Here is a 20,468-nt window from a genome sequence, read left to right as displayed (position 1 = left end):
CTTCCTTATGCGTTTGCCAGGCGGATGGTTTCTTCGCGCGTCGCGGCAACCGAGACGCCCGCTTGCCGCATGTCTTGAATGGCTTGAATAGCCCCCTGCTCACTGATGGCCCGACAGGCCGGGAGGTGAATGATCACCTTGAAGCCGGCGGCGGCCAGTTGCAAAACGGTGGTCTTGACGCAGAAATCCAGCGCCAGCCCGCCAACTATCACCTGCTCCACACCCAGGCCGTTCAGGTACTCGATCACCCCGGTGGACAGCTTGCCGTGCAGGTCGTGATAGCAGGCGCCGTAGGGGTGCAAATCCGGCTCGACCCCCTTCCAGACGAAATAGTCGTAGTCGTAGGGAGTCGGCAGTTGATCCAGCAGGGCGAAACCTTCTGTGCCGGGAACGCAGTGGCTGACCCAGGTGATATCGGCATGCTTGAGCCCGGTCGGCACGAACATCTGTGCGTGATCGGCGACCACCCACGGAGCCAGGGGCGAATGGGCGTCCTTGCTGCCGACGCGGAGGCTGGCCAGGGACGCGATGAAATTCAGCTCACCGCCAATCTGGTCACCGCCCGGCACCGGAAGCTCATCGGGGCATAGCGGCGTGAAGCTCTTTTGCGCATCGACATCGAAGGAAGCTGTTTTCCGGGTCAGGCTGTTCATGCTGGGTTTCTCCTCTTCATGGCCATGAGAGTACACAAGGTGTACTTTCATAACAAGCCACTCGCAGAAAATATTTTTGATGAGTCTTCTTTAATTAATGGCTATGGTTCAGCACAAAGCAGGTTTTCACTAGAAAGATTTTGCTGATAGAGTACATGTCATGTACCAAAAGAGGATGTGCCATGTTCGAGATTGCCCTTTATGGCGGCGCCTTCAATCCCCCACACGCCGGTCACGCCCAGGTGATGATCGAGGCCTCACACCAGGCCAGACGCGTGCTGGTGGTCCCTAGCTTGCGGCATCCCTACGGCAAGCAAATGGTCGACTATGAGGTTCGCCTGAACTGGCTGGAATCGATCGTCGAGAACGTTCAGCCACTGTGCTGCGCCGAAGTGCGTGCAAGCCGGGTGGAACAGGTCGTGGCCCGTGGCGTTGAAGGCGCAATCTACAGCTACACCCTGCTCGCCCACCTCGCCGACAGCCTGGCCCTGGACGGCAAGCGGATTGCGTTGGTGGTGGGCCGGGATGTTGCGGATCGGCTGCCGACCTTCTACCGCGGCCAGGAATTGCTGGAGCGTTTTTCCATTCTTTGCGTGGAGGAAAGGATCCACGTGCGCAGCACGGTGGTTCGCGACCGACTGGCTTTGGGCAAACCGCTTCCCAGCGACTGGATGGCACCGGGCATGAACCCGTTAAACTATGGTCTTTACGCTCCCCACGGAAATCGACATGCCCACTAGCACAGCCTCCGCGCGCGGTTATCTGCACACCATCGACCTCTGTGTGCTGCGCTTCTGCCGGGAAACCCACGCACTGGAAATCCTCCTGAACCGACGGGAAGCCGAGCCGTTTATCGGCCATTGGGCGCTGCCCGGGATCGTGGTCAATGGTGACGTCGAAGATCTCACGCTGAACGACGCCGTGGAGCGCCTGCGTAACTCAAACAAGGTCGGCATGCCGCTGGCCTGGATCGAACAGGTCGGCACCGTCGGCGACGCGTTCCGCGATCCGCGCTGCTGGTCGTCCTCGACGTTCTACCTGGCGATTGTCAGCGAGGCGGTCCAGCTCGCCGAACACCAGGGGTTTTTTCCGCTCAAGGATGTGGCCGACGCCTCGATCAAACTTCCTTTCGACCACAACAGCCTGGTGGCTGCCGTCCAGGAGCGGTTGTTGTCCAAAGCCCTCTATAGCAGTCTGCCGCTGATGTTCCTGGGCCCGGAATTCAGCGCGCCGGAAGCGGTGGGCATTTTCTCCGTGGTGCTCGATCGCCCGGTACTCAAGACCAGCATGCGCCAGCGTTTGCTGAAGATGACCGAGGCGGGTTATTTGCAGGAAACCGGTCGCAAAAAAAGCGGCGACGGCGGCCGCCCGCAACGTACGGTGGAAAATCTCAAGCCGACCAGCGTTTATCTTTTTGATCGTTGTTTTCTGGAGTAGCAGTTAGCGGGCAAGCGCGAATGCTGGCGCTATGCGCTCCTGCTCATTGCTTGAGATTCCCAGATAGCGCGCGACTCTGGACCATTTCCTGACGACGCCCTGGAACCTCCCGATGGTTTGTCTGGCATCGTCAGCGGACACGCGGAAGTAACCGGCCACGCTCATTGCCAAATCAAGGTCCATGGCATTATCTGCCTCTGAAACGTTGAGCCTCAAGCCAGTATCTCCAGGGACAGGGTTCATGTCATACGCAGGCGAAAGACGCCAACCGCGTCCTGGCTCCAATAGGAAGCCATGGTTTCGTAGATGATCGTCAGTATTCGAAACCAGCATGTTGAAGACAATTCTTCGCCAAAGCTCGCGAAGATCTAAGTCGGGAGCGGCACCCTCCCTCACCAATACCTCTGCAATCTCCAGATAACTCGCCCCCGTCTCATGCCCATCACCATCTTGGTGCTCCGTCAGGGTCATCGCTGAAGCAAAGTGAAGTCGTCCACCCGTTGCTGTTCTGTCAAAGCGTTTAACCATGAAACAGTGGTAATCACTCGCGTATCGTTGCGCTCTCCCTTCGGCAACATTTAGTCCACAGCCTTGGGCCAATGTGTTGACGACCATCTCCCAGCCGCCCACGTCGTGGGCGTCTCTATTACTGGGGAATTTTCCTATCCAGAGAGCGTGATCGTCATCGACTACGCTTGCCTTGGGCCTCGCTCCGCCCAGAGAGCCACCTGGAGCAATGAGCATTCGAATCCAGTCCTGCCCCTGAGCCCCCCGATCCTCTCCAGCTTCAAATCGACGCGAAGCCTCTTCAAGCTCCCGCATGCGAGCCATAGGTGGGGCGGCCTGTTCCACATGGTCGTCAAGGAACGCTCCCTCTTCCTCCACTTTGAAACGCAACCCCCCTACCCGGTAAGCGTCGTGAACACCGATGAGGTAGTCCGAGTCAAATAGCCGTGCGTCCTGCGGTACGACTCCTGCTCTTTTATCCCGCTCCAAGCGACGATCCATCAGCAGTCGCCCCCATCGATCAGGTGAGGAGTCCGATACGCACCCAAAGCAATTTCTCGCTGGATATTGCCGTCCTTCGTAAGGCTGAATCCGAGGGTCGATCGCAATCTGAGTGTGAATGGTTTGAAGAACGGCCCGCGCGTATTCAAACTCCATACGCTCTGATCCTGCCAATCTGCGGGAATGAAGGGTCCCAAGCAGTACCGGTGCTGTTTCATTCCAGTCTGCGTAGACGAAAATCCTTTCAGGCATCGTCGTCCCCTAGAAGCTTCTTAGCCAGTTCAGAGCTTGTCTGGCTCCGACTGTCAGCGGCTGGTGACGTAGAAATATTCTCTTTCGCTGAAATGCTGACCAGGTTGTTCCAATGAAACTCACTAGGCAGCCGTACTTTTGGCTTGATGTGCTCGACTGCAGACCGCCCTTTCAGCTCAGCATCTTGCAGATCACGGCCTAGCTCATCCGTGCGTGCGAGCAATTCGAGATCCTTCTCCAACCCCAAGGCTACTAACACTGAAACGTAGGCTCCGATGGTCACAGCGGGGCTGCCACTTTCCAGCGCCCTCAACGTGGGGGCGCTCATGCCTGCCCGCGCCGCCATTTGCGCCGCAGTTATCTTACGGCGCTTACGAGCCAGCTCGATCCGTTCGCCAAACTGGCGCAGGAGCCGCTCGGCTGACGGCATGAGGGGTGCGGTTTTTTTAGGCATGGCCGTATTTTTTCAATTTCTGCAGGAATTTGAAAAAATACTAGCACATAGATTCCAGGCACTCGCTTCTAAGCGAGAAAACATGAAAGTATTTTTTCATATTTCAGATAAAAATCGAAAAATACCTTCCAGTTCCACCTCTGGCTGCTCAATTAGCGCAGATGTTAAATCTGGTTCCTATTCTGCTGTGGTAAAGAGGGATATACGATCAGGTCTAGCCATGCGTCGGGGAAGAATGACCGGGTTTAAGCAGCGCTAAACCCGAACAGACTTATGACTTAGGATCACCAAGGAGAGCCAGGCTCCTGGTGGGCGACTCACTCCACCGTCACAGATTTCGCCAGGTTACGCGGCTGGTCCACATCGGTGCCCTTGAGCACTGCTACGTAGTACGACAACAACTGCAATGGGATGGTGTAGAGAATCGGCGAGAGGATGTCGTGGATGTGTGGCATGTGTACCACGTGGGTGCCTTCGCCATTGGTCATGCCAGCCTTTTCGTCAGCAAAGACAATCAACTGGCCGCCACGGGCGCGCACTTCCTGCAGGTTGGACTTGAGCTTTTCCAGCAGCTCGTTGTTCGGCGCGACGGTGACCACCGGCATGTCGTTATCCACAAGCGCCAGCGGGCCGTGCTTGAGCTCGCCGGCCGGGTAGGCCTCGGCGTGGATGTAGGAGATTTCCTTGAGCTTCAAGGCCCCTTCCATCGCCACCGGGAATTGCGCGCCACGGCCCAGGAACAGAGTGTGGTTCTTCTCGGCGAACAGCTCGGCGATTTTTTCCACCGTGCTGTCCATTGCCAAGGCTTCTCCCAGGCGGGCCGGCAGGCGGCGCAGCTCTTCAACCAATGTTGCCTCAACCCCTTTGCCCAGGGTACCGCGCACCTGGCCCAGGGACAGGGTCAGCAACAGCAGGCCCACCAGCTGCGTGGTGAACGCCTTGGTCGACGCCACACCGATTTCGCGGCCGGCCTGGGTCAGCAGGGTCAGGTCGGATTCACGCACCAGCGAGCTGATGCCCACGTTGCAGATCGCCAGGCTAGCGAGGTAGCCCAGTTCCTTGGCATTGCGCAGGGCGGCCAGGGTGTCGGCAGTCTCACCGGATTGGGAAATGGTGACGAACAGCGTGTCAGGCTGCACCACCACTTTGCGATAGCGGAACTCGCTGGCGACTTCGACCTGGCACGGAATACCGGCCAGTTCTTCCAGCCAGTAACGGGCGACCATGCCGGCGTGATAACTGGTGCCGCAGGCCACGATCTGCACGTTGCGAACCTTGGCGAACAACTCGGCCGCCTGTGGACCGAACGCTTGGACCAGCACCTGGTTCTGACTCATGCGGCCTTCCAGGGTGCGTTGCACTACGGCCGGTTGTTCGTGGATTTCCTTGAGCATGAAGTGGCGGAACTCGCCCTTGTCGGCGGCGTCGGCACCGTCGCGGTACTGGACGGTTTCACGTACCACGTCTTTGCCGTCGAGGTCCCAGATCTGCACGCTGTCGCGGCGAATTTCGGCGATATCGCCTTCTTCCAGGTACATGAAGCGGTCGGTAACCTGACGCAGTGCCAACTGATCGGACGCCAGGAAGTTTTCCCCCAGGCCCAGGCCGATGACCAATGGGCTGCCGCTGCGGGCCGCCACCAGACGATCCGGTTGTTTCGCACTGATGACCGCCAGCCCATAGGCCCCGTGCAGTTCCTTGACGGTGGCCTTGAGGGCGACGGTCAGGTCCACCAGGTCTTTGAGCTTGTGATTGAGCAGATGGGCGATGACTTCAGTGTCGGTGTCCGAGGTGAACACATAGCCGAGCGCCTTGAGCTGTTCGCGCAAGGCTTCATAGTTCTCGATGATGCCGTTGTGCACTACCGCCAGATCGCCGGAGAAATGGGGATGGGCGTTGCGCTCGCACGGTGCGCCATGAGTGGCCCAACGGGTGTGGGCAATGCCCAGGCGACCAATCAGCGGTTCAGCGTCCAGGGCGCGTTCCAATTCGCTGACCTTGCCCGGACGACGCATCCGCTCAAGCTTTTCGTCGTTGGTCAATATCGCCACACCGGCGCTGTCGTAGCCGCGGTATTCCAGGCGCTTGAGGCCTTCGAGCAAGATTGCAGTGATGTTGCGTTCAGCAACGGCGCCGACAATTCCACACATGCTATTTCTCCTGGCTGACAGGCGCGCAGATCACGGTGATGCCGCGGGCCTGAATCTGATCGCGGGCCTCTACGGGCAGGCGATCATCGGTAATGAGGGTATGGACGCTGCTCCACGGCAACTCCAGGTTGGGGATCTTGCGGCCGATCTTGTCGGCCTCCACCATCACGATCACTTCCCGGGCAACCTCAGCCATCACACGGCTCAAGCCCAGCAGTTCGTTGAAGGTGGTGGTACCTCGAACCAGATCGATGCCGTCGGCGCCGATGAACAGCTGGTCGAAGTCATAGGAACGCAGGACCTGCTCGGCCACCTGGCCCTGGAACGACTCGGAGTGAGGATCCCAGGTGCCGCCGGTCATCAACAGCACCGGCTCGTGCTCCAGTTCGCTCAAGGCATTGGCGACGTGCAGGGAATTGGTCATCACCACCAGGCCCGGCTGTTGGCCGAGTTGCGGAATCATGGCCGCCGTGGTGCTGCCGCTGTCGATGATGATGCGCGCATGTTCGCGGATCCGCTTCACCGCGGCCCGGGCAATGGCCAGCTTGTACTTGGAGACAGTTTGCCCGTTATCGGCCACCAACTCCTGCGGCATCGGGACCGCGCCACCATAGCGACGCAGCAGCAGGCCGTTGGTTTCCAGGGCGGCGAGATCCTTGCGAATCGTAACTTCCGAGGTTTCGAAGCGCTTGGCCAACTCATCCACACTGACCTCACCCTGCTCTTGGAGCAAGGCTAGAATGTTGTGACGGCGCTGTGGTGTGTTGCGTTTCGACATGGCGGTATAAGTTTCGATTCGAAAGATAACGTAAGCAATCAAAACCTATTGAAGGGATGTCGTCAAGGCAGGAAAAGAAAAATTCAGAAACTCCCTAAATTACTGTGGGAGCGAGCTTGCTCGCGAAGGGGCCAGTTCAGGCAATGCTGCTTTACCTGATACACCGCTATCGCGAGCAAGCTCGCTCCCACAGGGGATTGTGGATAACTTAACTTTTCTTGATTTTCTCCGGGCGCTTCCAGCCATCAATATTCTTCTGCCGCGCTCGTCCCACCGCCAACTGTGCGTTATCCACATTCTGGGTAATGGTCGAACCGGCTGCCGTGGTCGCACCGTTGGAGATATCCACAGGCGCCACCAAGGAGTTGTTCGAGCCGATGAACACATCTTCACCCAACACGGTTTTCCACTTGTTGGCACCATCGTAGTTGCAGGTGATGGTCCCGGCGCCAATGTTGGTCCGGGCGCCGACTTCAGCGTCACCGAGGTAGGTCAGGTGCCCAGCCTTGGCGCCTTCGCCCAAGTGAGCATTCTTCAGTTCAACGAAGTTACCCACATGGGCACGGGCTTCCAGCACCGAACCTGGGCGCAGGCGGGCAAACGGGCCGGCGTCGCTGCCCTCCCCCATGACCGCACCGTCGAGATGGCTGTTGGCCTTGATCACCACGCCTTTGCGCAGGGTGCTGTCCTTGATCACGCAGTTCGGGCCGATGACCACGTCGTCTTCGATGACAACCTTGCCTTCGAGGATGACGTTGATGTCGATGACCACATCGCGGCCCACGCTGACTTCACCACGCACGTCGAAACGGGCCGGATCGCACAGGGTCACGCCTTGGGCCATCAAGCGGCGGGCGGCGCGCAATTGATAGTGGCGCTCCAGTTCTGCCAGTTGCCGGCGATCATTGGCGCCCTGCACTTCCATGGCGTCCAGCGGCTGCTCGGTGGCGACCACCAGCCCGTCGCTGACCGCCATGGCAATCACGTCGGTCAGGTAGTACTCGCCCTGGGCGTTGTTGTTCGACAAGCGGCTCATCCAGTCACCCAGGCGCTCGGCCGGTATGGCCAGAATCCCGGTGTTGCCTTCAGTGATCGCGCGCTGGGCTTCGTTGGCGTCCTTCTGCTCGACGATGGCGGTCACTTGGCCGTCGATGTTACGCATGATGCGGCCATAACCGGTGGGGTCGTCCAGCTCGACGGTCAACAGGCCCAACTGCTGTGGCGCGACCTGCTTGAGCAGGCGCTGCAAGGTGTCGACTTCGATCAGCGGCACATCGCCGTAAAGAATCAGCACCGTATCCGCCGTGATGAACGGCACGGCCTGGGCCACCGCATGGCCGGTGCCCAGTTGTTTGTCCTGCAGAACGAAATTCAGGTCATCGGCGGCCAGGCGTTCGCGCACCGCATCGGCACCGTGGCCGATCACCACGTGAATGCGCTGTGGATCAAGTTGCCGAGCGCTGTGGATAACATGGCTGAGCATGGAATTGCCGGCTACCGGGTGCAAGACCTTGGGCAGCGCCGAACGCATGCGGGTGCCTTGACCGGCCGCGAGGATAACGATTTCGAGAGACATGACTGGCTACCAATCCTGGGTGGTCAGCGGCTGCGACCAGATGATGAGTATCGGGAAAGAAAAAAGGGTAGCCGAGGCTACCCTTTTTAATCAATCACACAGAAAGCAGACGGCTTAGCCGCCGAACTTCTTGCGGATCTGCTGGACGGTGCGCAGCTGGGCTGCGGCCTCGGCCAGACGTGCAGCAGCAGAACCGTAATCGAACTCCGCGCCTCGCTCGTGCAGGGCCTTCTCGGCAGCCTTGACGGCTTCCTGAGCGGAGGCTTCATCCAGGTCGGCAGCACGTTGCACAGTGTCGGCAAGGACCTTGACCATGTTCGGCTGAACCTCGAGGAAACCACCGGAGATGTAATACACCTCGGCTTCCCCGCCCTGCTTGATCAAGCGGATCGGACCCGGTTTCAGATTAGTGATCAGCGGTGCGTGACCCAGAGCGATACCAAGATCACCCAGCTCACCATGCGCAATCACCATCTCGACCAGACCGGAGAAGATTTCCCCTTCCGCACTGACGATATCGCAATGGACTGTCATAGCCATCTGATTGCCTCAACCTAAATTAGCGCCCGTTGCCGGGCGCCGGGATTACAGTTTCTTGGCTTTCTCGATCGCTTCTTCGATGCCGCCGACCATGTAGAACGCTTGTTCTGGCAGGTGGTCGTAGTCACCGTTGAGGATGCCTTTGAAGCCAGCAATGGTGTCTTTCAGGGAAACGTATTTACCCGAGGCACCGGTGAAGACTTCAGCCACGAAGAACGGCTGCGACAAGAAGCGCTGGATCTTACGAGCGCGGGATACCAACTGCTTGTCGGCTTCCGACAGCTCGTCCATACCCAGGATCGCAATGATGTCCTTCAGCTCTTTGTAGCGCTGCAGCACGTACTGAACGCCGCGAGCGGTGTCGTAGTGCTCCTGGCCGATCACGTTCGGGTCCAGCTGGCGCGAAGTCGAGTCCAGTGGGTCAACCGCTGGGTAGATACCCAGGGAAGCGATGTCACGGGACAGAACGACGGTGGCGTCCAAGTGGGCGAAGGTGGTCGCTGGCGACGGGTCGGTCAAGTCATCCGCAGGTACGTATACCGCTTGGATCGAAGTGATCGAACCTTCCTTGGTCGAAGTGATACGTTCTTGCAGAACGCCCATCTCTTCAGCCAGGGTCGGCTGGTAACCTACTGCCGAAGGCATACGGCCCAGCAGTGCGGATACTTCGGTACCGGCCAGGGTGTAACGGTAGATGTTGTCGACGAACAGCAGAACGTCGTTACCTTCGTCACGGAACTTCTCGGCCATGGTCAGGCCGGTCAGGGCTACGCGCAGACGGTTTCCCGGCGGCTCGTTCATCTGGCCGTAGACCAGTGCCACTTTGTCCAGAACGTTGGAATCCTTCATCTCGTGGTAGAAGTCGTTACCCTCACGAGTACGCTCACCCACACCGGCGAACACGGAATAACCGCTGTGCTCGATGGCGATGTTACGGATCAGTTCCATCATGTTTACGGTCTTGCCTACACCGGCACCACCGAACAGACCGACTTTACCGCCCTTGGCGAACGGGCAAACCAGGTCGATAACCTTGATGCCGGTTTCCAGCAGGTCGTTGCCGCCCGCCTGTTCAGCGAAGGATGGCGCAGGACGGTGAATGCCCCAGCGCTCTTCGGTGTCGATCGGACCCGCTTCGTCGATCGGGTTACCCAGTACGTCCATGATCCGGCCCAGGGTCGCTTTACCGACCGGTACGGAGATGGCAGCGCCAGAGTCGATAACGTCCAGACCGCGCTTCAAGCCTTCGGTAGAACCCATCGCAATGGTACGAACGATGCCGTCGCCCAGCTGCTGCTGAACTTCCAGGGTAGTTTCCGCGCCTTGTACTTTCAGCGCGTTGTAGATGCTCGGTACGCTGTCGCGTGGAAATTCCACGTCGATAACGGCGCCGATGATTTGAACGATACGTCCGCTACTCATAGCTGGATCCTCTGAATATTTGAACCGTTAAACCGCGGCAGCGCCGCCGACGATTTCCGAGATCTCTTGGGTGATCGCAGCCTGACGCGCCTTGTTGTAGATCAGCTGCAAATCGCTGATCAAATCACCGGCGTTGTCGGTAGCGTTCTTCATCGCGATCATCCGCGCTGCTTGTTCAGCTGCGTTGTTCTCGACCACCGCCTGGTAGACCTGCGACTCCACGTAGCGGACCATCAAGCCGTCAAGCAGCTCCTTGGCATCCGGTTCGTAGAGATAGTCCCAGTGGTGCTTGAGTTCCTGTTCCGGGGTCGCCACCAGTGGGATCAATTGCTCCACGGTTGGCTGTTGCGTCATGGTGTTGATGAACTTGTTGGATACCACGGACAGGCGGTCAATCCGGCCTTCCAGGTAAGCATCCAGCATCACCTTGACGCTGCCGATCAGATCATTGATCGACGGCTCTTCACCCAGGTGGCTGATAGCAGCGACGACGTTGCCGCCGAAGTTGCGGAAGAAAGCCGCACCCTTGCTACCAATCACGCACAGATCGATCTCGACGCCTTGTTCGCGGTTTACAGCCATGTCCTTGACCAGGGCCTTGAACAGGTTGGTGTTCAAGCCACCACACAGACCACGGTCACTGCTCACCACGACGTAACCGACGCGCTTGATAGCACGGTCGATCATGAACGGGTGGCGATATTCCGGGTTGGCGTTGGCCAGATGACCAATAACCTGGCGGATGCGCTCCGCATAAGGGCGGCTAGCAGCCATGCGCATTTGTGCCTTGCGCATTTTGCTGACCGCCACTTTTTCCATGGCGCTGGTAATTTTTTGCGTGCTTTTGATGCTCGCAATCTTACTGCGAATCTCTTTTGCGCCTGCCATGTAACACCTATCAGGTTAGCAAGCGGGAGCCTTGCGACCCCCGCTGCGGCTTACCAGGTTTGGGTGGCCTTGAACTTCTCGATACCGGCTTTCATGCCAGCGTCGATTTCGTCATTGAAGTCACCCTTCACGTTGATCTTGGCCAACAAGTCGGCGTGATCGCGGTTGAAGTAAGCAATCAGCGCTTGTTCAAAGCTGCCGACCTTGGCGATTTCAACGTCAGTCAGGAACCCACGCTCAGCGGCATACAGCGACAGCGCCATGTCAGCGATCGACATTGGTGCGTATTGCTTCTGCTTCATCAGCTCGGTAACGCGCTGACCATGCTCAAGTTGCTTACGGGTCGCTTCGTCCAGGTCAGAAGCGAACTGGGCGAATGCCGCCAGTTCACGGTACTGGGCCAGGGCGGTACGGATACCACCGGACAGCTTCTTGATGATCTTGGTCTGAGCGGCACCACCCACACGGGATACCGAAACACCGGCGTTCACAGCAGGACGGATCCCGGAGTTGAACATGGCCGATTCCAGGAAGATCTGACCGTCGGTGATGGAAATCACGTTGGTCGGAACGAACGCGGAAACGTCGCCAGCCTGGGTTTCGATGATCGGCAGAGCGGTCAGGGAGCCGGTCTTGCCGGTCACTGCGCCGTTGGTGAACTTCTCTACGTACTCTTCCGAAACGCGGGATGCGCGCTCCAGCAGACGGGAGTGGAGATAGAACACGTCGCCTGGGTAGGCTTCACGGCCTGGTGGACGGCGCAGCAGCAGGGAGATCTGGCGGTAAGCCACTGCCTGCTTGGACAGATCGTCATAAACGATCAGCGCGTCTTCACCGCGGTCGCGGAAGTATTCGCCCATGGTGCAACCGGAGTACGGTGCCAGGAACTGCAGCGCAGGAGATTCCGATGCGCTGGCTGCCACGATGATCGTGTTGGCCAGGGCGCCGTTTTCTTCCAGCTTGCGAACCACGTTGGCGATGGTCGATTGCTTCTGACCGATGGCTACGTAGACGCAGAAAATGCCGCTGTTCTTCTGGTTGATGATCGCGTCGATCGCCAGAGCGGTCTTACCGATCTGACGGTCACCGATGATCAGCTCACGCTGGCCACGGCCGACAGGGATCATGGCATCGACAGCCTTGTAGCCAGTTTGTACAGGCTGGTCTACCGACTTACGCCAGATCACGCCAGGAGCAACTTTCTCGACCGCGTCGGTCTCGGTGTTGTTCAGCGGACCTTTGCCGTCAACAGGGTTACCCAGTGCGTCGACAACGCGACCCAGCAGTTCCTTTCCAACTGGAACTTCGAGGATGCGGCCGGTGCACTTGGCGCTCATGCCTTCGGCCAGCGACTGGTAGGAACCCAGTACAACGGCACCTACGGAGTCTTGCTCCAGGTTGAGGGCCATACCGTAGACGCCGCCCGGAAACTCGATCATCTCGCCGTACATGACGTCGGCCAGACCGTGAATCCGCACGATACCGTCAGATACGCTGACGACAGTGCCTTCGTTACGGGCTTGGGAGGTCACATCGAGCTTGTCGATGCGGCCCTTGATAATTTCACTTATTTCGGAAGGATTGAGTTGCTGCATTGCTCTGCTGCCCCTTCAAACTCAAGATTTCAATGCTTCGGCAAGTTTCGCGATTTTGCCGCGAATCGAGCCATCGATAACCAGGTCGCCGGCGCGGATTACAACGCCCCCTATCAGGGACTTGTCTTCCTCGACTTGCAGGCGCACTTCCCGGTTGAGTCGTGCACTGAGAACCTTGGCGAGTTTGTCTTGCTGTTCTTGGTTCAATGCGAAAGCACTGGTCACTTCCACGTCTACCGACTTCTCTTGCTCGGCCTTGTACAGGTCAAAAAGAGTGGCGATCTCCGGCAGAAGCAGGAGACGGTCGTTTTCGGCAACGACGTGAATGAAATTCTGTGCCTTGGCATCGAACTTGTCGCCGCACACGTCAATGAACGTGGCGGCCTTTTCTGCGCTCGTCAGTCGCGGGGCCTTGAGCACGCGCTGCATGGTGTCGTCTTGCGACACCGCTGCAGCCAGGCCGAGCATGGCTGACCAATTGGCCAGTTGCTGGTGGGCCTGAGCGTGCTCGAAGGCCGCCTTAGCGTAAGGTCGGGCCAACGTGGTCAGTTCTGCCATGATCGCCCTCGCTTAGATTTCAGCAGCCAGTTGGTTAACCAGCTCTGCGTGCGCGTTTTGATCGATTGTGGCACCCAGGATCTTCGAAGCACCGCCAACGGCCAGGGCACCCACTTGGGCACGCAGCGCGTCTTTGACACTGTTGAGTTCCTGTTCGATCTCGGCTTGAGCCTGAGCCTTCACACGGTCAGCTTCGACGCGAGCCTGTTCACGGGCTTCGTCGACAATCTGGGTACCGCGTTTCTTGGCTTGCTCGATGATTTCAGCTGCCTGAGCTTTCGCTTCGCGCAGTTGCTGACCCACTTTCTCATGGGCCAACTCCAGGTCGCGAGCTGCACGGCTGGCAGCGTCCAGACCATCAGCGATCTTCTTTTGACGTTCGTGCAATGCCGCAATGACCGGAGGCCATACGAACTTCATGCAGAACAGTACAAAAATCAGGAACGCAACGGACTGGCCAATCAGGGTCGCATTAATGTTCACGCCAACACCTCGCAGTTACGTTGTCCATCACACCAATCTACTCGAGACATCCGAGTAATTAGCCAGCGATTTGACCAACGAACGGGTTCGCAAAGGTGAAGAACAGAGCGATACCAACACCGATCATGGTCACGGCGTCGAGCAGACCGGCCACGATGAACATTTTGACTTGCAGCATTGGAACCATTTCTGGCTGACGCGCTGCGCCTTCCAGGAACTTGCCGCCCAACAGGCCGAAACCAATTGCGGTACCCAGTGCGCCCAGGCCGATCAACAGTGCAACAGCGATAGCGGTTAGACCAACTACAGTTTCCATCTTTCCTCCCGACTTTTACGTCGTATGGTTTAGGTTTTTTAGATTAAAGCGGTAAAACAAATCGTTTCTCAGCCCGGTTCGGGCTCCTTCCCGTTTGACCGGGAAGGACATCAGACTAGTCGAGACTGGCCTTAATGGTTTTCTTCGTGCGCCATCGACAGGTAGACGATGGTCAGCATCATGAAGATGAACGCCTGCAGGGTGATGATCAGGATGTGGAACACAGCCCACGCCCATTGCAGGACTACACCCAGGCCGCTGAGCCACAGCAGGCCGCTGCCGAACATCACAGCGATCAGGATGAACACCAGTTCGCCGGCATACATGTTGCCGAACAGACGCAGTGCCAGAGAAATCGGTTTGGCGATCAGGGTCACGAACTCCAGCAGGAAGTTCACCGGGATCAGCAGGGCTTGAACCAGGATGTTCTTGCTGCCGAACGGGTGCAGGGTCAGTTCGCCGATGAAGCCGCCGATGCCCTTGACCTTGATGCTATAGAAAATGATCAGTGCGAAGACCGAGAAGGCCATGCCCAGGGTCGCGTTCGGGTCGGTGGTCGACACGGCGCGGAATGGGATGTGGTGGTCGCCGGAGATCAGGATGGCCAGCTGAGGAATCCAGTCGACCGGTACCAGGTCGACGGCGTTCATCAGGAACACCCAGACGAAAATGGTCAGTGCCAGCGGTGCGATCACCGGGCTACGGCCATGGAAGCTGTCTTTCACGCTGCCATCGACGAATTCGACCAGTACTTCAACGAAGTTCTGCAGTGCACCAGGCTGACCGGAAGTCGCCTTCTTTGCCGCCATGCGGAAAAGAAGAACGAAGATCAGACCCAATGCGACCGACCAGCCGAGGGTATCGACGTGGAAAGCCCAGAAACCCATTTCCTTGGCTTCTGCTGCGGTGTGGGCAAAGCCCCAGCCGCCGTTGGGTAGCTGACCGAAGGTCAGGTTCTGCAAGTGGTGCTGGATATAGCCCGAAGCGGTTGTCTCTGCCATGGTTGCCTCAAACGCCCTAAGGTCTCGAAAGTCTTGTTCTCATTAGCAGGGGAGCGAACCAGCTAACCAGTTGGGTCAGCACGAAGACGCTGAATACAGCCAGCGGCGCCAGTGGCTTCACACCTGCGAACGTCAATGCAAACAGCACTGCCGTCAAAATCAGTTTCCCCGCCTCACCGGCATAAAAAGACCGGACGATAGCCTGGGCTGCTCGGGCGCCGGAAAACCGAAAGGCCCTGTGAGCAAAGTAAATATTGGGAAGCAAGGCTATCAGGCCTCCGCAAAGCCCTGAGTATCCGGCGACGACTCCTTTCCATTGCCAGAGCGCCAATGCGGCGATCAGTACAACGGTGAACTGGGCCATCAAGACCGGGAAAACTGCCAGACGATGGAACGGCAAGCGGTTTGGCGTGCGGGTTTCCATCGCTTTTGCTCTCCAATAGTCGGCCGCCATAATTCAATAACTTGGCATAATTTGTGCCGACAAAATGCGCGCAGAGTATAGGGGCGGTTCTGCCCCTATTCAACTGTCAGGTAGTGATTTCCGACTGCGCGCTACAAGAGCAATTGTTTCAGCGAATGTGTGCAAGGACACCTTGCAGCTCATCGAGGGAGTTGTAACCAATCACCAATTGTCCCTTGCCCTTCTTTCCGTGGCGGATCTGCACCGCAGAGCCCAGGCGCTCGGCCAGGCGTTGTTCCAGGCGAGCGATATCAGGATCGGTTTTGGGTGCCTCGACAGGGGCCGGTTTGCCGCTCAGCCACTGGCGAACCAGTGCCTCGGTTTGGCGCACAGTCAGACCGCGTGCGACAACATGTCGCGCCCCTTCAACCTGTTGATTTTCCGGCAAACCGAGCAATGCCCGGGCATGACCCATTTCCAGGTCGCCATGGGACAGCATGGTCTTGATGACTTCCGGCAACGCAATCAGGCGCAGCAGGTTGGCCACGGTCACGCGGGACTTGCCCACCGCCTCGGCAACTTGTTGCTGGGTCAGCTGGAATTCCTGCTGCAAGCGCTGCAGGGCCACGGCTTCCTCGATCGGATTGAGGTCTTCACGCTGGATGTTCTCGATCAGCGCCATGGCGATGGCCGTTTCATCCGGCACATCGCGGACCATCGCCGGGATGGTTTCCTGGCCGGCCTGCTGGCTGGCGCGCCAGCGACGTTCGCCGGCAATGATCTCGAAGCGCCCATTGGCGATCGGCCGGACCACGATCGGCTGCATCACGCCCTGGCTCTTGATCGACTGGGCCAATTCTTCCAGCGCCTGCGGATCCATGTCCCGGCGCGGCTGATATTTGCCGCGCTGGATCAGGTCCAGCGGCAAATGCTGCAACTCACGCTGATCGACCTGGACGGCCTGCTCTTCCAGCGAGCTGACAGTGGGACCGCTGAGCAGTGCATCCAGTCCACGTCCGAGACCTCGTTTCTTGACGGCCATGGGGTTTCCTTAAGTTGGCTGGGCTGCAGCGGTGCGTGGATTGCGGCGCTGACGGCGAACCATCTCGCCCGCCAGGGCCAGGTAAGCCAGCGCGCCACGGGATTGTTTGTCGTAGGCCAGGGCCGGCATGCCGTAGCTCGGCGCTTCGGCCAGACGGATGTTACGCGGGATGACCGTGTCGTAGAGCTGCTCGCCGAAGTGTTCCTTGAGCTGGGCCGAAACATCGTTCATCAGGCTCAGGCGCGGGTCGTACATGGTCCGCAGCAGGCCTTCGACCTTCAGGTCCGGGTTCAGCAGTTCGGCGATACGCTTGATGTTATCCACAAGGTCGCTCAACCCTTCCAATGCGAAGTATTCGCACTGCATGGGGATAATTACCCCATCGGCCGCCACCAGGGCGTTGAGGGTCAGCATCGACAGCGACGGCGGGCAGTCGATCAGGATGTAATCGTAGTTTTCCCGGATCGGTGCCAAGGCGCTGCGCAGACGGCTTTCCTTCATCTGCATTTCCAGCAGCACCACTTCGGCCGCCGTCAGGTCACGGTTGGCCGGCAGCAGTTGATAACCGCCGTGTTCGGAAAAATGCATGGCCTGGCCCAGATCGCATTCGCCGATCAGGACGTCGTAGATGGAGTTTTCCAGGCCATGCTTATCCACACCGCTACCCATGGTGGCGTTGCCCTGTGGATCGAGATCGATCAACAGCACCCGGCGCTTGGTCGCGACCAGGGATGCTGCGAGGTTGATACAGGTGGTGGTCTTGCCCACACCACCCTTCTGGTTCGCTATCGCGAATACCTTAGCCATTCTTGCTTGTGTTCCCAATCATGCCGTGCGGCGCAGTATCAGCAGATGGCGTTGGCCTTGGCAACCGGGTACGGCCAAGGCGTGTTCGCTATCGAGGTGGAAGTCTGCCGGCAATGCTACCAGCTCATCGGCCGGATGAACGCCCTTCATTGCCAGCCAGCGCGTATCGGCGTCGCCCAGGTGGCGAGTCCAGTTGCTGAAGTTCTCCATGCTGCTGAACGCCCGGGAGATGATCCCGTTGAACGGCTCGGCAGGTTGGAACGCTTCGACGCGGCTGTGGATAACTTGCAGGTTATCCAGTTTGAGTTCGAGTTTGACCTGGGTCAGGAAGCGGGTTTTCTTGCCGTTGCTGTCCAGGCAGGTCACTTGCGAGTCGGGAAACAGGATCGCCAGCGGGATTCCTGGCATGCCACCGCCACTGCCGACATCCAGCCAGCGACCATTTTCGACGAAGGACATGACACTGAGGCTGTCGAGCAAATGGCGCGAGACCATTTCGTCCGGATCGCGCACGGCGGTCAGGTTGTAGGCCTTGTTCCATTTGATCAACAACGCCAGATAACCCAGCAATTGCGCGTGCTGGGCTTCGGTCAGGCTGACGCCGAGCTGACGGGCACCTGTGGATAACTCTTCAGCGTGTTGCGAGGTGACCATCGAACTCAAGCGCTTTGCTCCAACTGGCGGCCGGCGCCGCGTTTTTTCAAATGAATCATCAACAGGGAAATCGCCGCCGGCGTGACGCCGGGAATGCGCGAGGCCTGGCCCAGGGTCTCTGGACGGGTCGCACCGAGCTTGCTCTGGATTTCCTTCGACAACCCGGAAATGCCGGTGTAATCGATATCCACAGGCAGCTTGGTGTCTTCACTGGCGCGCAGACGGGCGATTTCGTCCTGCTGGCGGTCGATGTAACCGGCGTATTTGGTCTTGATCTCGACCTGTTCGGCCACCTGTGGATCTTCCGCGCCCTGGCCGGTCACTTCCACCAGCCCGGCATAGTCGATTTCCGGGCGGCTCAAGAGGTTGAGCAGGTTGTATTCGTGGGTCAGCGGCGTGCCGAATTTCGCCGCAATGGCATCGCCCTGCTCGGTACCGGGACGAACCCAGGTGCTTTTCAGGCGCTGCTCTTCCAGCTCGATACTCTCGCGTTTCTTGCAGAACGCGGCCCAACGCGCGTCGTCCACCAACCCCAGTTCGCGACCTTTCTCGGTCAAGCGCAGGTCGGCGTTGTCTTCACGCAGGATCAGGCGATATTCGGCCCGGGAGGTGAACATCCGATACGGTTCCTGGGTTCCCAGGGTAATCAGGTCGTCCACCAGCACACCGATGTACGCCTCATCGCGGCGCGGGCACCAGGCTTCTTTGCCCTTGGCGAGCAGTGCGGCGTTGGCTCCGGCGAGCAAACCCTGGGCACCAGCTTCTTCGTAGCCGGTGGTGCCGTTGATCTGCCCGGCGAAGAACAGACCGCCGATAGCTTTGGTTTCCAGGCTGTACTTCAAATCGCGCGGATCGAAGTAGTCGTACTCGATCGCATAACCCGGACGCACGATGTGCGCGTTCTCCATGCCACGGATCGATTGCACGATCTGCAATTGCACGTCGAAGGGCAGACTTGTGGATATCCCGTTCGGATACAACTCATGGGTGGTCAAACCTTCCGGTTCGATGAACACCTGATGGCTTTCCTTGTCGGCAAAGCGATGGATCTTGTCTTCAATCGACGGGCAATAGCGCGGGCCGACACCTTCGATTTCACCGGCAGCGGAATACATCGGCGAACGATCGAGGTTCGCCGCGATGATTTCGTGGGTGCGGGCGTTGGTGTGGGTGATCCAGCAACTGACTTGCCGTGGATGCTGTTCCTTGTTGCCCATGAACGACATCACCGGGATCGGCGTATCGCCAGGCTGCTCGGTCATCACCGAGAAATCCACGGACTTGCCGTCGATGCGAGGTGGCGTACCGGTTTTCAGGCGCCCGACACGCAATGGCAACTCACGCAGACGGTGAGCCAGAGCAATCGACGGCGGATCACCGGCGCGACCGCCGGAAAAATTCTGCAAACCGATGTGGATAAGTCCGCCGAGGAAGGTCCCGGTGGTCAACACCACGGAATCGGCGAAGAACCGCAGGCCCATTTGCGTGACGACACCACGTACCTGGTCCTGCTCGACGATCAGGTCATCGGCCGCTTGTTGAAATATCCACAGGTTCGGCTGGTTTTCCAGGATTTCACGGACAGCGGCCTTGTACAGGACTCGGTCGGCCTGGGCGCGTGTAGCGCGCACGGCTGGGCCTTTGCGGCTGTTCAATACGCGAAACTGGATACCACCCTTATCGGTGGCCATGGCCATCGCGCCGCCTAGGGCATCGATTTCCTTGACCAGGTGGCTTTTGCCGATCCCACCAATGGCAGGGTTGCAACTCATGGCACCGAGGGTTTCCACGTTATGCGTCAGCAACAGGGTTTTTGCCCCCATGCGTGCTGATGCAAGTGCTGCCTCGGTACCGGCATGACCGCCGCCGATGACGATCACTTCAAAACGGGAAGGGAAATCCACCACGCACCTCGTGCCTGCTTAATTCAGGTAATTCGGAAATAGGTCTTGAGCCTGGCCAGAGCGTTTTTCGAGCCAGGTCGGCAAGTATAGGGACTTCCCCTTTCCTAAAGAACCCTTTGCACAAAATTTAACCAGCTGTGGAAAACTCGCGGTTAAAGAAATTAAAAAGAAAGAAATTTATAAAATCTTTGTTTTTATGTTTATTCTTACTGAGCCACCTATCTGTGGATAACGTTGCACAGGCCTTTATTTTCAATATGTACAGAGATTCAAAACCCTGTGGTCAGGTGGCAATGAGGGGCTTGGATAACCGGTGTAAGCCTGTGGATGAATGGGCCTGTTATCCACAGAGGCGGTTATCTTCAGTTTTGAAGGGGGTTTATCAACCGACCTCAATGGCAGTTATTCACAGGGCTTAATCCACAGAAAACCGCAGCGATGGATCGCCGCAGCGTCCACAGGCAAGCCGCCATCAAGGGCAATCGTGTCAAAAACAGAGGAGAGGCACCGGGTTTGCGTTGGACTCGAGAGGCTTCGAGGGCAAACC

The 20,468-nt window shown here is 58.2% G+C and carries 21 protein-coding genes; 2 read left to right on the top strand and 19 right to left on the bottom strand.

The window, feature by feature from the left end; translation table 11 throughout:
* Positions 1 to 5 precede the first annotated feature (5 nt).
* A complete protein-coding gene (locus AB4O22_RS26885; protein WP_460097525.1) occupies positions 6 to 653 on the bottom strand; it encodes a nicotinamidase in 648 nt (215 codons plus the stop codon).
* A gap of 182 nt (positions 654 to 835) precedes the next feature.
* On the opposite strand from AB4O22_RS26885, the gene AB4O22_RS26880 reads away from it, so the two are divergent.
* Positions 836 to 1,393: an adenylyltransferase/cytidyltransferase family protein gene (locus AB4O22_RS26880; RefSeq protein ID WP_460097523.1), complete on the top strand. Its 558-nt coding sequence runs from the start codon at positions 836 to 838 to the stop codon at positions 1,391 to 1,393.
* Positions 1,383 to 2,090: an NUDIX hydrolase gene (locus AB4O22_RS26875; RefSeq protein ID WP_460097521.1), complete on the top strand. Its 708-nt coding sequence runs from the start codon at positions 1,383 to 1,385 to the stop codon at positions 2,088 to 2,090. The genes AB4O22_RS26880 and AB4O22_RS26875 overlap by 11 nt, the downstream gene beginning before the upstream one ends.
* A gap of 3 nt (positions 2,091 to 2,093) precedes the next feature.
* Here AB4O22_RS26875 and AB4O22_RS26870 read toward each other — a convergent pair whose 3' ends face one another.
* The 18 genes from AB4O22_RS26870 to mnmG form a co-directional block, all read right to left on the bottom strand.
* The gene (locus AB4O22_RS26870) at positions 2,094 to 3,350 is read right to left on the bottom strand and encodes a type II toxin-antitoxin system HipA family toxin (RefSeq protein ID WP_460097520.1); all 1,257 of its coding nucleotides are present in this window, start codon (positions 3,348 to 3,350) and stop codon (positions 2,094 to 2,096) included.
* Complete coding sequence (locus AB4O22_RS26865) at positions 3,343 to 3,804, bottom strand: helix-turn-helix domain-containing protein (RefSeq protein WP_460097518.1); 462 nt, start codon at positions 3,802 to 3,804, stop codon at positions 3,343 to 3,345. The genes AB4O22_RS26870 and AB4O22_RS26865 overlap by 8 nt, the downstream gene beginning before the upstream one ends.
* 317 nt (positions 3,805 to 4,121) lie before the next feature.
* Positions 4,122 to 5,954 carry a glutamine--fructose-6-phosphate transaminase (isomerizing) gene (gene glmS / locus AB4O22_RS26860; RefSeq protein ID WP_223472459.1) on the bottom strand — a complete coding sequence of 611 codons (1,833 nt, stop codon included), beginning with the start codon at positions 5,952 to 5,954 and terminating at the stop codon, positions 4,122 to 4,124.
* Position 5,955: 1 nt separating this feature from the next.
* Positions 5,956 to 6,732, bottom strand: coding sequence for a DeoR/GlpR family DNA-binding transcription regulator (locus AB4O22_RS26855; protein WP_060739917.1), 777 nt, complete (start codon positions 6,730 to 6,732; stop codon positions 5,956 to 5,958).
* 208 nt (positions 6,733 to 6,940) lie between these two features.
* Positions 6,941 to 8,308 (bottom strand): bifunctional UDP-N-acetylglucosamine diphosphorylase/glucosamine-1-phosphate N-acetyltransferase GlmU, encoded by a 1,368-nt coding sequence (glmU, locus tag AB4O22_RS26850; RefSeq protein WP_223472458.1) that lies wholly within the window; start codon positions 8,306 to 8,308, stop codon positions 6,941 to 6,943.
* 114 nt (positions 8,309 to 8,422) lie between these two features.
* The gene (locus tag AB4O22_RS26845; protein WP_003207087.1) at positions 8,423 to 8,848 is read right to left on the bottom strand and encodes a F0F1 ATP synthase subunit epsilon; all 426 of its coding nucleotides are present in this window, start codon (positions 8,846 to 8,848) and stop codon (positions 8,423 to 8,425) included.
* A 45-nt stretch (positions 8,849 to 8,893) separates the two neighbouring features.
* Entirely contained in the window at positions 8,894 to 10,270 is a 1,377-nt protein-coding gene (atpD, locus tag AB4O22_RS26840) for a F0F1 ATP synthase subunit beta (protein ID WP_003207089.1), read from the bottom strand.
* A gap of 27 nt (positions 10,271 to 10,297) precedes the next feature.
* Complete coding sequence (gene atpG, locus AB4O22_RS26835; protein ID WP_003207090.1) at positions 10,298 to 11,158, bottom strand: F0F1 ATP synthase subunit gamma; 861 nt, start codon at positions 11,156 to 11,158, stop codon at positions 10,298 to 10,300.
* 50 nt (positions 11,159 to 11,208) lie between these two features.
* A complete protein-coding gene (atpA, locus tag AB4O22_RS26830; RefSeq protein ID WP_003207093.1) occupies positions 11,209 to 12,753 on the bottom strand; it encodes a F0F1 ATP synthase subunit alpha in 1,545 nt (514 codons plus the stop codon).
* Positions 12,754 to 12,774: 21 nt separating this feature from the next.
* Positions 12,775 to 13,311: a F0F1 ATP synthase subunit delta gene (locus AB4O22_RS26825; RefSeq protein WP_003207094.1), complete on the bottom strand. Its 537-nt coding sequence runs from the start codon at positions 13,309 to 13,311 to the stop codon at positions 12,775 to 12,777.
* A 12-nt stretch (positions 13,312 to 13,323) separates the two neighbouring features.
* On the bottom strand, positions 13,324 to 13,794 hold the full coding sequence (locus AB4O22_RS26820) for a F0F1 ATP synthase subunit B (protein WP_003187193.1): 471 nt from the start codon (positions 13,792 to 13,794) through the stop codon (positions 13,324 to 13,326).
* A 58-nt stretch (positions 13,795 to 13,852) separates the two neighbouring features.
* Complete coding sequence (gene atpE / locus AB4O22_RS26815; protein ID WP_003097235.1) at positions 13,853 to 14,110, bottom strand: F0F1 ATP synthase subunit C; 258 nt, start codon at positions 14,108 to 14,110, stop codon at positions 13,853 to 13,855.
* 131 nt (positions 14,111 to 14,241) lie between these two features.
* Entirely contained in the window at positions 14,242 to 15,111 is an 870-nt protein-coding gene (gene atpB / locus AB4O22_RS26810; protein ID WP_003207096.1) for a F0F1 ATP synthase subunit A, read from the bottom strand.
* A 16-nt stretch (positions 15,112 to 15,127) separates the two neighbouring features.
* Positions 15,128 to 15,535: a F0F1 ATP synthase subunit I gene (locus AB4O22_RS26805; protein WP_013694636.1), complete on the bottom strand. Its 408-nt coding sequence runs from the start codon at positions 15,533 to 15,535 to the stop codon at positions 15,128 to 15,130.
* 148 nt (positions 15,536 to 15,683) lie between these two features.
* Positions 15,684 to 16,556 (bottom strand): ParB/RepB/Spo0J family partition protein, encoded by an 873-nt coding sequence (locus AB4O22_RS26800; protein WP_003207098.1) that lies wholly within the window; start codon positions 16,554 to 16,556, stop codon positions 15,684 to 15,686.
* 9 nt (positions 16,557 to 16,565) lie between these two features.
* Positions 16,566 to 17,363 carry a ParA family protein gene (locus AB4O22_RS26795; RefSeq protein WP_003207100.1) on the bottom strand — a complete coding sequence of 266 codons (798 nt, stop codon included), beginning with the start codon at positions 17,361 to 17,363 and terminating at the stop codon, positions 16,566 to 16,568.
* Positions 17,364 to 17,381: 18 nt separating this feature from the next.
* A complete protein-coding gene (rsmG, locus tag AB4O22_RS26790; protein WP_013694637.1) occupies positions 17,382 to 18,017 on the bottom strand; it encodes a 16S rRNA (guanine(527)-N(7))-methyltransferase RsmG in 636 nt (211 codons plus the stop codon).
* Between the two features lie 5 nt (positions 18,018 to 18,022).
* Entirely contained in the window at positions 18,023 to 19,921 is a 1,899-nt protein-coding gene (mnmG, locus tag AB4O22_RS26785; RefSeq protein WP_003207103.1) for a tRNA uridine-5-carboxymethylaminomethyl(34) synthesis enzyme MnmG, read from the bottom strand.
* Between the last annotated feature and the right edge of the window lie 547 nt (positions 19,922 to 20,468).

It is taken from the genome of Pseudomonas sp. S3_B11 (assembly GCF_054667715.1).
Note: the sequence above shows the minus strand (reverse complement) of the source record. Positions and strands in the feature narration are given on the sequence as shown.

Excerpts from the sequence above, each read along its gene's own strand:
- AB4O22_RS26885 (WP_460097525.1), bottom strand. The coding sequence starts at position 653 with ATGAACAGCCTGACCCGGAAAACAGCTTCCTTCGATGTCGATGCGCAA.
- AB4O22_RS26880 (WP_460097523.1), top strand. The coding sequence starts at position 836 with ATGTTCGAGATTGCCCTTTATGGCGGCGCCTTCAATCCCCCACACGCC.
- AB4O22_RS26875 (WP_460097521.1), top strand. The coding sequence starts at position 1,383 with ATGCCCACTAGCACAGCCTCCGCGCGCGGTTATCTGCACACCATCGAC.
- AB4O22_RS26870 (WP_460097520.1), bottom strand. The coding sequence starts at position 3,350 with ATGCCTGAAAGGATTTTCGTCTACGCAGACTGGAATGAAACAGCACCG.
- AB4O22_RS26865 (WP_460097518.1), bottom strand. The coding sequence starts at position 3,804 with ATGCCTAAAAAAACCGCACCCCTCATGCCGTCAGCCGAGCGGCTCCTG.
- glmS (WP_223472459.1), bottom strand. The coding sequence starts at position 5,954 with ATGTGTGGAATTGTCGGCGCCGTTGCTGAACGCAACATCACTGCAATC.
- AB4O22_RS26855 (WP_060739917.1), bottom strand. The coding sequence starts at position 6,732 with ATGTCGAAACGCAACACACCACAGCGCCGTCACAACATTCTAGCCTTG.
- glmU (WP_223472458.1), bottom strand. The coding sequence starts at position 8,308 with ATGTCTCTCGAAATCGTTATCCTCGCGGCCGGTCAAGGCACCCGCATG.
- AB4O22_RS26845 (WP_003207087.1), bottom strand. The coding sequence starts at position 8,848 with ATGGCTATGACAGTCCATTGCGATATCGTCAGTGCGGAAGGGGAAATC.
- atpD (WP_003207089.1), bottom strand. The coding sequence starts at position 10,270 with ATGAGTAGCGGACGTATCGTTCAAATCATCGGCGCCGTTATCGACGTG.
- atpG (WP_003207090.1), bottom strand. The coding sequence starts at position 11,158 with ATGGCAGGCGCAAAAGAGATTCGCAGTAAGATTGCGAGCATCAAAAGC.
- atpA (WP_003207093.1), bottom strand. The coding sequence starts at position 12,753 with ATGCAGCAACTCAATCCTTCCGAAATAAGTGAAATTATCAAGGGCCGC.
- AB4O22_RS26825 (WP_003207094.1), bottom strand. The coding sequence starts at position 13,311 with ATGGCAGAACTGACCACGTTGGCCCGACCTTACGCTAAGGCGGCCTTC.
- atpE (WP_003097235.1), bottom strand. The coding sequence starts at position 14,110 with ATGGAAACTGTAGTTGGTCTAACCGCTATCGCTGTTGCACTGTTGATC.
- atpB (WP_003207096.1), bottom strand. The coding sequence starts at position 15,111 with ATGGCAGAGACAACCGCTTCGGGCTATATCCAGCACCACTTGCAGAAC.
- AB4O22_RS26805 (WP_013694636.1), bottom strand. The coding sequence starts at position 15,535 with ATGGAAACCCGCACGCCAAACCGCTTGCCGTTCCATCGTCTGGCAGTT.
- AB4O22_RS26800 (WP_003207098.1), bottom strand. The coding sequence starts at position 16,556 with ATGGCCGTCAAGAAACGAGGTCTCGGACGTGGACTGGATGCACTGCTC.
- AB4O22_RS26795 (WP_003207100.1), bottom strand. The coding sequence starts at position 17,363 with ATGGCTAAGGTATTCGCGATAGCGAACCAGAAGGGTGGTGTGGGCAAG.
- rsmG (WP_013694637.1), bottom strand. The coding sequence starts at position 18,017 with ATGGTCACCTCGCAACACGCTGAAGAGTTATCCACAGGTGCCCGTCAG.